13 protein-coding genes are annotated in these 13,249 nt (G+C 67.7%); 4 read left to right on the top strand and 9 right to left on the bottom strand.

Features of this window, described 5'->3' with window-relative positions:
* The first annotated feature begins 27 nt into the window (after window positions 1-27).
* Window positions 28-1,368 (top strand): L-lysine 6-transaminase, encoded by a 1,341-nt coding sequence (gene lat, locus ACWEVR_RS25500; protein WP_452469015.1) that lies wholly within the window; start codon window positions 28-30, stop codon window positions 1,366-1,368.
* A 122-nt stretch (window positions 1,369-1,490) separates the two neighbouring features.
* Window positions 1,491-1,685 carry a hypothetical protein gene (locus ACWEVR_RS25495; protein ID WP_452469014.1) on the top strand — a complete coding sequence of 65 codons (195 nt, stop codon included), beginning with the start codon at window positions 1,491-1,493 and terminating at the stop codon, window positions 1,683-1,685.
* 22 nt (window positions 1,686-1,707) lie between these two features.
* Here ACWEVR_RS25495 and ACWEVR_RS25490 read toward each other — a convergent pair whose 3' ends face one another.
* From ACWEVR_RS25490 to ACWEVR_RS25470, 5 genes are all read right to left on the bottom strand, one after another.
* Complete coding sequence (locus ACWEVR_RS25490; protein ID WP_452469013.1) at window positions 1,708-2,064, bottom strand: hypothetical protein; 357 nt, start codon at window positions 2,062-2,064, stop codon at window positions 1,708-1,710.
* 21 nt (window positions 2,065-2,085) lie between these two features.
* Window positions 2,086-3,456, bottom strand: a complete 1,371-nt coding sequence (locus tag ACWEVR_RS25485) for a DoxX family protein (RefSeq protein ID WP_452469012.1) — start codon at window positions 3,454-3,456, stop codon at window positions 2,086-2,088.
* Window positions 3,457-3,557: 101 nt separating this feature from the next.
* Entirely contained in the window at window positions 3,558-4,526 is a 969-nt protein-coding gene (locus tag ACWEVR_RS25480; protein WP_452469011.1) for a patatin-like phospholipase family protein, read from the bottom strand.
* Window positions 4,527-4,725: 199 nt separating this feature from the next.
* Entirely contained in the window at window positions 4,726-6,525 is a 1,800-nt protein-coding gene (locus tag ACWEVR_RS25475; RefSeq protein WP_067490697.1) for an acetyl/propionyl/methylcrotonyl-CoA carboxylase subunit alpha, read from the bottom strand.
* A gap of 185 nt (window positions 6,526-6,710) precedes the next feature.
* Entirely contained in the window at window positions 6,711-7,592 is an 882-nt protein-coding gene (locus ACWEVR_RS25470; protein ID WP_452469010.1) for a sulfurtransferase, read from the bottom strand.
* Between the two features lie 150 nt (window positions 7,593-7,742).
* On the opposite strand from ACWEVR_RS25470, the gene ACWEVR_RS25465 reads away from it, so the two are divergent.
* Window positions 7,743-8,549 carry a helix-turn-helix transcriptional regulator gene (locus ACWEVR_RS25465; RefSeq protein ID WP_452469009.1) on the top strand — a complete coding sequence of 269 codons (807 nt, stop codon included), beginning with the start codon at window positions 7,743-7,745 and terminating at the stop codon, window positions 8,547-8,549.
* On the opposite strand, the gene ACWEVR_RS25460 is transcribed toward ACWEVR_RS25465, so the two are convergent.
* From ACWEVR_RS25460 to ACWEVR_RS25450, 3 genes are all read right to left on the bottom strand, one after another.
* The gene (locus ACWEVR_RS25460) at window positions 8,475-9,110 is read right to left on the bottom strand and encodes a Maf family protein (protein ID WP_452469008.1); all 636 of its coding nucleotides are present in this window, start codon (window positions 9,108-9,110) and stop codon (window positions 8,475-8,477) included. The two genes, ACWEVR_RS25465 and ACWEVR_RS25460, sit on opposite strands and share 75 nt — an antisense overlap.
* A gap of 2 nt (window positions 9,111-9,112) precedes the next feature.
* The gene (locus tag ACWEVR_RS25455; RefSeq protein ID WP_452469007.1) at window positions 9,113-9,442 is read right to left on the bottom strand and encodes an acyl-CoA carboxylase epsilon subunit; all 330 of its coding nucleotides are present in this window, start codon (window positions 9,440-9,442) and stop codon (window positions 9,113-9,115) included.
* Between the two features lie 129 nt (window positions 9,443-9,571).
* Entirely contained in the window at window positions 9,572-11,212 is a 1,641-nt protein-coding gene (locus ACWEVR_RS25450) for an acyl-CoA carboxylase subunit beta (RefSeq protein WP_357146923.1), read from the bottom strand.
* 123 nt (window positions 11,213-11,335) lie between these two features.
* Between ACWEVR_RS25450 and ACWEVR_RS25445 the strand changes: the two genes are divergently transcribed.
* Window positions 11,336-12,133, top strand: coding sequence for a biotin--[acetyl-CoA-carboxylase] ligase (locus tag ACWEVR_RS25445; RefSeq protein WP_452469006.1), 798 nt, complete (start codon window positions 11,336-11,338; stop codon window positions 12,131-12,133).
* A 71-nt stretch (window positions 12,134-12,204) separates the two neighbouring features.
* Here the strand turns inward: ACWEVR_RS25445 and ACWEVR_RS25440 are convergent, their stop codons facing one another.
* A complete protein-coding gene (locus ACWEVR_RS25440; RefSeq protein WP_452469005.1) occupies window positions 12,205-13,173 on the bottom strand; it encodes an acyl-ACP desaturase in 969 nt (322 codons plus the stop codon).
* Between the last annotated feature and the right edge of the window lie 76 nt (window positions 13,174-13,249).

Here is a 13,249-nt window from a genome sequence, read left to right as displayed (position 1 = left end):
CCGTAAATAGTTGCGTACCCTCGGGTCGTGACCATCGAACTGGAGCGCCCCGGCGCGGCGGTCACCCCCGCCAACCGGGTCCACGAAATCCTGTCCTCGCACATCCTCGCGGACGGCTTCGACCTTGTGCTGGACCTGCACAAGTCCCACGGCCGCACGCTCATCGACGAACGCGACGGCACCGCCTATCTCGACATGTTCGGCTTCTTCGCCTCCAACGCCCTCGGTATGAACCATCCGGCGCTGGCTCGTGACGAGCGCTTCCGCGCCGAACTGGCCACCGCCGCGGTGAACAAGCCGAGCAATTCCGACGTCTACACCGTCGAGATGGCCCGCTTCGTCGACACTTTCGCCCGCGTGCTCGGTGATCCGCGGCTACCGCACCTGTTCTTCGTCGACGGTGGTGCGCTCGCGGTGGAGAACGCGCTCAAGGTGGCCTTCGACTGGAAGAGCAGGCACAACGAATCACACGGCCGCTCACCGGAACTCGGCACCCAGGTGCTGCACCTGACCGGCGCCTTCCATGGGCGCAGCGGCTACACCATGTCGCTGACGAACACCGATCCGGTCAAGACCGCGCGCTTCCCCAAGTTCGACTGGCCACGCCTGGACACCCCGCACACCTTCGCGGGCGAGGACCTCGACGCGCTCGAAGCCGAAACCCTCGCTCAGGCCGCCCGCGCGTTCGCCGACCGTCCGCACGACATCGCCTGTTTCATCGCCGAGCCCATTCAGGGCGAGGGCGGCGACCGGCATCTGCGGCCGCGGTTCCTTGCCGCGATGCAGCGGTTGTGCCACGACAACGACGCCCTGTTCGTCCTCGACGAGGTGCAGACCGGTGTCGGACTCACCGGAACCACCTGGGCCTACCAGCAATTGGATGTGACTCCGGATGTGGTGGCGTTCGGGAAGAAGACGCAGGTCTGCGGCATCATGGCGGGCGGCCGGGTCGACGAGGTGCCCGACAATGTCTTCCGGGTGAGTTCGCGGCTCAACTCCACGTGGGGTGGCAACCTCACCGACATGGTGCGCGCGCGTCGCATTCTCGAAGTGCTGGAACAGGATCGGGTGATCGACAAGGTCGGCCCCCTCGGCCGGTACCTGCTCGATCAGCTGGGTCAGCTCGCAGCCGCGTACCCGGAGAAGGTGAGCGAGGTGCGTGGGCGCGGGCTGATGTGCGCGATCACCCTTGCCACGCCGCAACTGCGGGACCGGGTGGTGACGGCCCTGCGCGAGCGTGAACACGTGCTGCTGCTGGGGACCGGCGAGCGCGGAATCCGGTTCCGTCCGGCGCTCACTGTCACCGAAGCGGAACTGGGCAAGGTTGTGGACGCCCTCGACCGGGTACTCGCGACCATCGTGGAATGACGGCAAACCTGTAGAGAGAAACCGGATTCGGTGCCGCCGAGTATTTGACCGAACGGTCAGATATTGCCAGACTCGTCATCCGAGCGAACAACTCGATCGACAACTACCGAACAGGACTCTCGATGAAGAAGCTCGTTGCTGTCAGCGCTGTGATCGCCGGCCTCACCCTCCCTGTCGCGACCGCGAATGCGGCCACCGCACCCGATATCGCCCCCGCCGCGACCCAGGTCGGGTCCTCGACGGGCGACATCTTCTCGGCGGTCTGCGAATTCCTCAACGGCGGCTGGGCAGGCCGGCCCAAGCCCTGCATCTACTGACGAGACCCGACACCGGAGAGGCTCAGCCCAATTCGGGGCTGAGCCGCGGGGTGAGGGCGAGGGCGCCTGCGACGAAACGGGTCACCGATTCGACGCCGGTGGCCAGGGCGTCGGCGAATCCGTCGCGCGCCCAACCGGTGATCAGGGCGGTGCCGTCCGCGTCGGGGGTGACGCCGATCTCGGCGATCATCTCCGCCGTGGTCGGCACGCACACCGCCCACGACAGATGCGATTCGTCCGCCCAGCCGCTGTCGCGGCGGGCGATGTAATCGGGGTCGACGATGCCTGCTTCGGCGAGCGCGGGCCGGTCATCGATGCGGTCGTCGGCGCGCAGGGCACGCATATACCAGGAGCCTGCGTTGATCTCGATCGGTTCCACGGGCCGAGCCTAGCCGGGGAGTCACCGGTAGTACGGGGTGGCCTGAACCCAGTGGAAACCGCGCGAGACGACGGGGAACTGGTCGAGGTCGACCTGGTCGAGCCGCATCCGCACCTGGCGGCCGCCTAGCTTGCCCTCGAAAATCAGCTGGTCCTCCTGTGGGCGAAGGTAAGTGAAGGACGCGATGGTCCACTGGTGGGTGGTGTCCTTGGACAAGGTGACGGTCTGCTTTCCGGTGTCGACGCGGGCGGGGAAGGACACCAGCGAATCGTCGAGGCGCTGGGCGGTCATGCCCTGCGGGATGTCGAAGATGATGCGGCGGAACCGTTCGGTCGCGTTCGGCAAGCCGGTTGCCGGTGCGTCGAAGTCGACCAGCGCGGGCACCTGCTCGCCGTCGACCGAGTATTCGGTGACATTCCAGATGCCGTAGAGCGGCGACTTCGGCCGGGCATTGCCGTAGGTGTGCCAGCCGTCGTAGGCCTCGACCGCCGTGGCCACGAGGAACCACAGCCCGAGCAGTGCCTGAGCACCGAGCATCAAGCGGTTGCCACGCGGTGAGGTGAGCAGGGTGGTCGGCGGGCTCGCTTCGACAGCACGGCCGAGCAAGGCCCGGACCAGACGTGCGAGATCAGGTGTCGCGAGAAGCACTGCGTACAGCAGCAATTGGAGGGCGAACAGCTTCACCGGCACATCGAAGGTGAGGTTCATCAAGACCACCTGCAGCGCGACGATCACCGCGAGCACCGAGCCGAGCCCGGCGGTGAGCGGCAGGATCAGCAGCACCGCCGCCGTCACCTCGGCCGCCCCGAGCGCCATCTCGTACGGTTCCGACAGCGACGACTGCGCCCACAACACGGCCATCGGGCTCATGTGCCCGAACGGTTCGACCAGCCGCTCCAGATTGAACGACATCTGGGTCGGCATCAGCTTGATCATCCCGTACAGCATCAGCGCGCTCACCAGCGTGAACCGCACCAGCAACCGGAACCAGCCGTACAGGCGGGCATAGTCGGGGCGCCGCCGGTCGAGTACCGACCACACCGCGGTCACCGGAACCGCTACCAGGATCAGGGTGAGGACGCTGATCCACTTGGCGGCTGTGTCACCACTACCGGTGACCGTGTAGTCGACCCGGACATCGAAGAGCTGGGTGCCGACCCAGTCCGTGAGCGGATGCAGCGCAGTCCATTTGCCGATCTCGGCCACCACCTGCTGCGGTAGCCCGAGAGTGCGCAGCAGCGCGTGCAGCAACCACGCACCGGCCATCCCGATTCCGACGGTGACGAACGTGAACCGGAACAGCACCCGGACGGCCGGATGCCACCCCCGCTCATCCGACTCCTCATGACCGGCCGACTCCACCGGCGGTCGAGCCGGCACCTGCGTACCCATCCCGGTCTCCTCTGCTCATGCCCTCGCCGGTGAGACGCTAAGGGAGCGGGCAGAACTGGGAAATCCGGCAAAACCGGTGCCCCGGAGTTCCGGGGGTCGCCTCAGGCCGGGCTCGGCCGGTCGCCGAGCAGGGCGTGGACGGCGGCGCGTCCGAGGTCGAGGGCCTGGGTGAGCAGGGTGGTGTCGCGGGCGGCGCTGTCGACCGGTGGGGCTTCGGCAGGGGGATGCACCTGCAATACCCGGTCGCCGAGTCCGGCCAGATAGCTGTCTTCCACCGCCTGCTGGCCGGGTCGCGCCGACCACGCGCGGAACGCTCCGGGCGCGACCGCGCGCAGATATCCACCGCCGACCACCCGGTGCACCAGGGGAGCGGGTGGCCGCAGTTCGCCGGTTCGGCGCGTGCGCAGGACGAGGGCGTGGGTCGCGCCCGCGCTCACGGCGCTTCGGATCGGCACGGTCTCCGAGAGACCACCGTCGAAGTAACTTCGACCGGCCAGCTCCACCGGCGGGCCCGCGAGCAACGGCAATCCCGCCGACGCGCGCAGAGCCGTGAGCAGCGTCGGCTTGTCGACGATGAACGGTGCGAGATCGACCGGCTGCCCGGTGCGGGTATCGGTGGCGATCGGATGGAAGCTGGTCGGATTGGCGAGAATCGCCGGGAAGTCCATCGGCTCGATCCCGTCGTACACCCGGTGCACCAGGTAGTGCAGATCGAAAACCGGTCGCCCGCGCACGATCCGCACCGGGTCGACCACTCGCCGCATGATGGTGCGATCCGTCCACGACCGCATCCCCGACGCGGCCCGCCCGCACAGCAGCCACGCCCCGTTGATCGCCCCGGCCGACGTGCCGTACACGGCATCGAACACCGCCGACAGCCCGAGCTCCTCGAGCGCCTGCACCATGCCGCTGGAATACACGCCCCGGCTGCCGCCGCCCTCGATCACCAGGGCGAGACGGTGGCCGTCGTCGCGATGCCCGGCGGCCTGCCTGCCGCGAATCACCTCGGCGACCGGCACCGGATCCGGTATGCCAGCGGAATCCGAGACGGCGTGTGCAGAACTGGTCACCGGTTCACGATATCCAGACACAACGACGATCCGCTGCCCAGGCAGCGGATCGTCGCTATTCGTTCACGCAACTCGTGATCTGGTTGGCACATGGGTAACTCGCCGGGTACGAGCTACCGAGACCATCAACCCTGTCTGGCCGCCGACGAAGCTCTCGCCGCACCTGGGTCTGGCCTGAATTCGCGGAGAGGCGGAACAGCTACTTGATCTCGGCCAGGACGGTGCCCTGGGTGATGGCGGCACCCGCCTCGACGGCCAGCCCGGTGACCACACCGGCCTTGTGCGCGTTGACCGGGTTCTCCATCTTCATGGCCTCGAGCACCACGATCAGGTCGCCCGCCTCGACGGTCTGACCCTCTTCGACGGCGACCTTCACCACGGTGCCCTGCATGGGCGCGGTGACCGCGTCACCGGACGCGGCACCGGCACCGCCGCCACCACGCTTGCGCGGCTTGGGCTTCTTGCGGACCACACCGTTACCGGCCGCACCGGCCGCGCCGCCACCGAGGGAGAACTGACCGGGCAGCGACACCTCGACGCGACGGCCACCGACCTCGACGACCACCTTCTGCCGGGGCAGTTCCTCGTCGTCGTCGGCCGGGGCACCGCCACCGGTGTACGGCTCGACGGTGTTGTTCCACTCGTTTTCGATCCACTTGGTGTAGACGTCGAACTTCTCGCCGTCACCGATGAACGCCGGGTCCTCGACGATGGCGCGGTGGAACGGGATGACCGTCGCCAGGCCCTCGACCTCGTACTCGGCCAGCGCGCGACGGGCGCGCTGCAGCGCCTGCTCGCGGTTCTCGCCGGTGACGATCAGCTTGGCCAGCATCGAGTCGAACTGACCGCCGATGACGCTGCCTGCCACCACACCGGAATCCACGCGCACGCCGGGGCCCGAGGGCTCGCGGTACACGTTGACCGGGCCGGGGGCGGGCAGGAAGCCGCGACCGGCGTCCTCACCGTTGATGCGGAACTCGAACGAGTGACCACGCGGGGCGGGGTCCTCGGTGATGCTCAGCTCGTGGCCCTCGGCGATGCGGAACTGCTGACGCACCAGGTCGATACCCGCGGTCTCCTCGGTGACCGGGTGCTCCACCTGCAGGCGGGTGTTCACCTCGAGGAACGACACGGTCTCACCCTGCACCAGGTACTCCACGGTGCCCGCGCCGTAGTAGCCGGCCTCGCGGCAGATGCGCTTGGCGGAGTCGTGGATCTTGGCGCGGACCTCGTCGGACAGGAACGGCGCGGGCGCCTCCTCGACGAGCTTCTGGAAGCGGCGCTGCAGCGAGCAGTCACGGGTACCGGCGACGACGACGTTGCCGTGCTGGTCGGCGATGACCTGGGCCTCGACGTGGCGGGCCTTGTCCAGGTACTGCTCGACGAAGCACTCACCACGGCCGAAGGCGGCGACGGCCTCACGGGTGGCCGACTCGAACAGCTCGGGGATCTCCTCGATGGTGTGGGCGACCTTCATGCCGCGGCCACCACCACCGAAGGCCGCCTTGATCGCGACCGGGACGCCGTATTCCTTGGCGAACGCGACGACCTCGTCGGCGTTCTTGACCGGGTCCTTGGTGCCCGCGGCCATCGGGGCCTGCGCGCGCTCGGCGATGTGGCGGGCGGTGACCTTGTCACCCAGGTCGCGAATCGACTGCGGCGAGGGGCCGATCCAGATCAGCCCGGCGTCGATGACGGCCTGGGCGAAGTCGGCGTTCTCGGAGAGGAAGCCGTAGCCGGGGTGGATCGCGTCGGCGCCGGACTTGGCGGCGGCGTCGAGGATCTTGTCGAACACGAGGTACGACTCGGCCGAGGTCTGGCCACCGAGGGCGAACGCCTCGTCGGCGAGCTTCACGAAGGGAGCGTCGGCATCGGGCTCGGCGTACACCGCGACGCTGGTGATCCCCGCGTCCTTGGCAGCCCGGATCACGCGGACCGCGATCTCGCCGCGGTTAGCTACGAGTACCTTCGTGATCCGTGCGCTGGCATGGCTGGGCACTGAGCCTCCTGTGTGCAATCTTTGGTCGCTTCGGACGGGTCACCGTGTGGGCCCCGCGCCCGGTATCGACAACTTTCGTCTCGGGCGAGTGTAGGCAGTGTGCCAATTCGCCCCGAACTCGGCTAGCCCTACTGTTCAGTAGGTCGTAGGTCACACTACGCGGCGCGCCGACCTGTGAACCCGTTTCAATTCCGCTGATCGACGGCGCCCGGTTCGTCGCCCGCGGCGATCGGCAGGCGAACCGAGTTGCCCCATTCGATCCACGAACCGTCGTAATTGCGCACCGACCTGCGGCCGAGTAGGAAGGTCAGGACGAACCAGGTGTGGCTGGAGCGTTCGCCGACCCGGCTGTAGACCACGAGATCCTCGGCGGGCAGGGCGCCGTAGACCTCGTCGAGTTCGGCGCGCGAACGGAATCTTCCATCGGGTGAGCAGGCAAGTGTCCACGGGATGTTAACGGCGGTTGGCACATGACCCGCCCGTTGCGTTTCCGGTTCCTTGTCGCCGCCGGACTCGCCCGCGTACTCCTGCGGCGAGCGCACGTCCACGAGCGGGCGGCCCAGCCGCGCGAGAACCTCCTCGCGGAACGCGCGGGCGGTCGTGTCGTCACGCTCGACCGCCGGGTAGTCGCTGCGCTCGGGGACAGGCGTCTCGAAGGTGGTGTCGCGTTCCTCGGAGATCCAGGCGTCGCGGCCGCCGTCGAGCAGGCGCACGTCCTCGTGGCCGAACAGGGTGAAGATCCAGGCGGTGTGCGCGGCTTGGGCATTGCCGCGATCGCCATAAATCACCACGGTGTCCTCGCGCCGGATACCCTTGGCGCGCATCAGTTCGGTGAATCGGTGACCATCGATGTAATCGCGGGTCACCGGGTCGCTCAGATCACCACGCCAATCGATCTTGACCGCGCCGGGCACATGTCCGATGTCGTAGAGAAGAATGTCGTCGTTGGATTCGATGACCTTCACACCGGGCACCCCGATGTTTGCGGACAGCCATTCGGTGGTTACCAATCGATGCGGGACTGCGTAGGAACCGTAGGCGGGGTGCGGATCCGGGGCGACGGGCACAGTGTGGTCCTTCACGCGAGAGTTGGGCGGGTGCGGCAGTGTCGAGGCCGTAGCCGATGGTATGTCTGTGGTGGCACATCACGAATCGACGCAATGGGCGAATAAAGCGCAGAGCTGTCCGATAAAGTCTCTGGAGAGGAGGGGTGAGCTATGTCCGATTCATGGCCGCGACGGCGACTGCTCGCGATCCTACGTGGCGCCACCGAGCCCCTCGATGCCCAGGAACTGGCCCGCATCACCGGACAGCACGTCACCACCGTCCGTTTCCACCTCGACGTTCTCACCCGCGAATCGCTCGTGCGCCAGTTCCAGCAACCCCCGCGCGGACGTGGCCGACCTCGCATCGGTTACCGCGCGGTGCAGCGGTCGGTCGGCTATCAGGAACTGGCCCAGGTGCTCGCCGACCACCTCGGACCCGACCCGCTGAGTCGCTCCGCCGCCGCCATCGAGGCGGGCCGCGCGTGGGGCCGCCGCATGGATATCGGCTCCCACCAGGTGGAAACTCTCGCCGACGCCCGTGACATCACCATGTCGCTGATGTCGGAACTCGGCTTCGCGCCGGAGAAGGACCCGGTCGGCGAAACCGACGAGCACGTCGGGATCAATCTCACCGCCTGCCCGCTGCGCGAACTGGCCCGCTCACACGCCGAAGTGGTGTGCGGAGTGCACGTGGGTCTGATGCGCGAAGTGCTGGAACGCAACGGTGCGCGCGGCCGGGTCGAGGTGCGGCTGCATCCGTTCACCGAACCGGAGCTGTGCCACGCCCGGCTCGAACTCACCCTCGGTGCGGAAGCCGTCGAGCACGCGGCCGAGGAGCACGCCGAGCGGCCCGCCAGGCCGGCAATCGGTGCGGACCAGGCCGCTCAGCGCATGATCACGCCGTCAGGACCGCGCGTCCCGCCACAGTTGCGTGACACCGACGCCGACGTCTTCGAGCAGCCTGCGCAGCAGTGGTAGCCCGATCCCGATGACACTCGACGGATCGCCCTCGATCCGGTCGACGAACCAGCCGCCGAGACCGTCGAGCGTGAACGCGCCCGCCACCTGAAGCGGCTCGCCGGTGGCGATGTAGGCCTCGAGTTCGTCCGGGCCGGGTTTGGCGAAATGCACGGTGGTGGAACTGCATTCGGCCGATTCGGCGACGACCTCGCCGTCGCGCAGGCGGAGCACGCAGTGACCGGTGAGCAGATCGGCGCTGCGCCCCGCCATGCTCGCCCAGCGCTCGCGCGCGACCTCGGGCGTGTGCGGTTTGCCTTGCAGCCGCCCGTCGACGAGCAGCATGGAATCGCAGCCGACGACGACACAGTCGGTGGCGAGTTCGGGAATGGAGCCCGCCACGTCGAGCGCCTTGGCACGGGCCAGGGCGACAACGACATCCTCGGCGGAGGTATCAGCGGGAAGCGCGGCCGAGACCGCGTCCTCGTCGACGCCGGAGACACGGACGACGGGATCGATACCCGCCGTCCGGAGCACCCCGAGCCGGGCGGGGGACGCGGAGGCCAAGACCAGCCGGGTCACCCTCAGCGCAGGTGCGACAGCAGCGGGTACACGTACGGCGAGAACGGGGACGAACCCCGGTGCATCAGCGTCGCCTGACCCCAGCCGTCGACCGGCTGCGGAGCGGTCGGCGCCGGTGCGCTCGCGGCGGCGGCGCTGAACACCGCGACCAGCGCGGCGACGTCCTCGTCGCTGGGCGAGCCCTTGAGAATGCGCAACAGCGGCTCACCGGCGGGTTCTGCCGGGGCCTCGGTCAGCGTGTCGGTAGACAGTTCGACCTCGTCGACGAGTGGTTCGACAGCGAGCTCGAGCTCGGCGGCGGTCAGCACGTCTTCTTCTGCCACAGTGGTCACAGTGCCAGATCCTTCCTGCGCGTACTTCGGTTCACGGCGCGGTGTCCGCGATCATTCCCGGTGCAACAGCGCCGGGCAATAGTTGATTTCCCCAACAAGTGTGCGCGGCACACGAGGAATATCGCGTTTTCAGAGCGGAATGTTGCCGTGTTTCTTCGGGGGAAGGGTCACCATTTTGCGTTCGAGCAGTCGCAGCGCCGACACGATCTGGCCTCGCGTGTGCGACGGCGGGATGACCGCGTCGACGTAGCCACGCTCGGCGGCCACGTACGGGTTCACGAGGGTGTCCTCGTACTCGTTCTGCAGCTCGAGGCGCAAAGCGTCGACATCGGCGCCGTTCTGGGCGGCCTCTGCCAGCTGTTTGCGGTAGACGAACCCGACGGCGCCCGAGGCGCCCATCACGGCGATCTGCGCGGTCGGCCACGCGAGGTTCACATCAGCACCCATGTGCTTGGAACCCATCACGTCGTAGGCACCGCCGTAAGCCTTGCGAGTGATGATCGTGATCTTGCCCACAGTGGCCTCGCCGTAGGCATAGAGCAGCTTGGCGCCGCGGCGGATGATGCCGTTGTATTCCTGGCCGGTGCCGGGCAGGAAGCCGGGCACGTCGACCAGGGTGATGATCGGGATGTTGAAGGCGTCGCAGGTGCGAACGAAGCGCGCGGCCTTCTCCGATGCGTCGATGTCGAGGCATCCGGCGAACTGGGTGGGCTGGTTGGCGACGATGCCGACGCTTCGCCCGTCGACCCGGCCGAAACCGACGATGATGTTCATCGCGCGCTCGGCCTGCACCTCGAGGAACTCGTCGTCGTCGAGCAGACGACGGATCACCTCGTGCATGTCGTAGGGCTGGTTCGGCGAATCCGGGATGATCGAGTCGAGCTCGAGGTCTTCCTCGGTGAGCGAGTCCTCGATGGCGCCGAAGATCGGGTCGGTCGGCTCGGTGCGCGGCGCCTCGGCCCGGTTGTTGCTCGGCAGGTAGCTCAGCAGGTCCTTGACGTAGTCCAGCGCGTCCTGCTCGCCGGAGGCCACGTAGTGGGCGACGCCGGACTTCACCATGTGGGTGTGCGCGCCGCCGAGGTCTTCCATGCTGACCTCTTCACCGGTGACGGTCTTGATCACGTCGGGGCCGGTGACGAACATCTGCGAGGTCTGATCGACCATCACCACGAAGTCGGTGAGCGCGGGGGAGTACACGTGCCCACCGGCGGCGGCACCCATGATCAGCGAGATCTGCGGGATCACGCCGGAGGCCTGCACGTTGCGGTGGAAGATCTCGCCGTAGAGGCCGAGGGAGACGACGCCCTCCTGGATGCGCGCGCCCGCGCCCTCGTTGATGCCGACCAGCGGACGACCGGTCTTGATGGCCAGGTCCATCACCTTGACGATCTTCTCGCCGTAGACCTCGCCGAGGGAGCCACCGAAGACGGTGACGTCCTGGGAGAACAGGCACACATCGCGCCCGTCGATGGTGCCGTAACCGGTGACCACGCCGTCGCCGGTGGGACGGTTGTTCTCCAGCCCGAAGTTCACGCTGCGGTGCTTGGCCAGGGCGTCGAGCTCCACGAAGGAGCCCTCGTCGACCAGTGCGAGGATGCGCTCGCGGGCGGTCATCTTGCCCTTGGCGTGCACCTTGTCGACGGCGGCCTCACCCATCGGGTGTTGCGCTTCTTCCAGCCGATTCCGCAGATCAGCCAGCTTCCCGGCGGTGGTGTGGATGTCGGGGGCGCCCGCCGATTCCGACGCGGGCTGCTGCTGGACACTCGTCATGGGTTGCGAGTGTAACGAGTGATACCGCCCCGCACTACGGCAGTGCGCCTACCGGCCAGTACAGAAACCGCAGCTAGGTGTGGTGATGCCCCATAGCACGCGGCGGCAGGTAGCGTGCCAGGAATGAACAGGGCACCGATCGACGCGCACCGTCTGCGCAGCTCTCTCGTCTCCCCGGCACCGGTGTTCTTCGACCGGATCGATGTCGTCGAATCGACCGGTTCGACCAATGCCGATCTGGTGGCCCGCGCGGCCGATCCCGCTGTCGACCGGCAGGCACTGCTCGCCGAGGAGCAGGTCGCGGGGCGTGGTCGGCACGCGCGCGAGTGGGTGAGCCCGCCGCGGGCGCAGATCTCGCTGTCGATCCTGGTCCGGTTGCCGGGGATCGACCCGGTGGCGCTGGGCTGGCTGCCGTTGCTCACCGGTATCGCGGTGGTCGACGCGCTGCGTGGCACCGCAGGTCTTTCGCCGGAATTGAAGTGGCCCAACGACGTTCTGCTCGACAACCGCAAGCTCGCGGGCATCCTCGCCGAGGTCGCCGCCACCGGCATCGCGCCAGCGGTGGTGGTCGGTGTCGGCCTCAATGTCGACCTCGACGAGTCGGAACTGCCTGTGCCGCATGCGACTTCGCTCGCGTTGGCCGGTGCTCAGACCACCGATCGCACCGCGCTCGCCGCCGCGATCCTCAGTGAATTCGCCCGCCGGTTCACCGATTGGGAGCGGGCGGGGTGGGCCACCGACGAACTCGCGACGGCCTACCGCGAGCGTTGCGCGACCATCGGGGTGAACGTGCGGGCAGAGCTGCCGGGTGGGAAGGTGCTCACCGGTGTGGCCACCGGGGTCGACGCCACCGGGCGGCTGCTGATCGGCGACGAAGCGGTGTCGGCGGGAGATGTGACCCACCTGCGCGGGCAGTACTGACCACGACGCGTTCGCGGCCGCCGGTCAGGCGCTGTGGTCGTCACGACGCCTGACCGGACGGTCGCTGCCGATCAGCGCGCCGCTACGCCCGCCCCCTTGCGGTCGGCCACCTCACGCTCACGCGCGAGCAACCTGTCGCGCTGTTCCTCGAACTTCAGCACGTCCTTCTCCAGCTTCGCCAGGAACTGCGCCAGCTCGTCGCGCGCGGCCTCGCCGCGTGGTCCGAAGTCGTCGCGGCCGAAGATGTTCCACTGCTTGAGCACCGGCAGCACCACCTCGTCGAGGTGCTGGCGCAGGTCGTAGATGCCGTGCTTGGCCATCAGCACGCCGTTGCGCCGCCAGTTCGGCATGCCCGCGCCGGGCATCTGGAAGTTGGTGAGCACCTTGGTGATCGCGGGCATCGCCTGATCGGGGACCAGGTCGAGGGCGGCCGCGCACAGGTTGCGGTAGAAGATCATGTGCAGGTTCTCGTCGGTGGCCACGCGCGCGAGCATGCGGTCGGCGACGGCGTCGTCGCAGACGCGGCCGGTGTTGCGGTGGCTCACCCGGGTGGCCAGCTCCTGGAACGTCACGTACGCGACGTTGACCAGGAACCCGCCCCAGTTCGCCGGCGCGTGGGCACCCTGGGTCATGTGGATCATCCTGGCGTTCTCGAGCGCGACCGGGTCGACCCCTCGGGTCACGACCAGATAGTCGCGGATGACGATGCCGTGCCGGTTCTCCTCGGCGGTCCAGCGACCGACCCAGGTACCCCAGGCGCCGTCCTGGGAGAAGTTCTCGGCGATCTCCCGGTGATAGGAGGGCAGGTTGTCCTCGGTGAGCAGATTGGTGATCATCGCCGCCTTGGCGACGTCGGTGAGCTTGGATTGTTCCGGCTCCCAATCGATTCCGCCCATCGCGGCGAAATTGCGACCCTCGTCCCACGGCACGTAGTCGTGCGGGTGCCAGTCCTTGGCGATGGACAGGTGCCGGTTCAGATTCTGTTCGGCGACGGGTTCGAGAGCGGTGAGGATTTCGAGCTGAGTCAGAGCTTTGGTCACGCGAGCCTCCACTGTCGTTGTCGAGCAAGGAGAAATGGGGCAAAACCTGGCTTCTAGCGCGGAATCCACAGTATCG

The sequence above is a fragment of the Nocardia sp. NPDC003979 genome, from assembly GCF_053605015.1.
The sequence above is the reverse complement of the archived record's forward strand: the minus strand, read 5'-3'. Positions and strand labels throughout refer to the sequence as shown.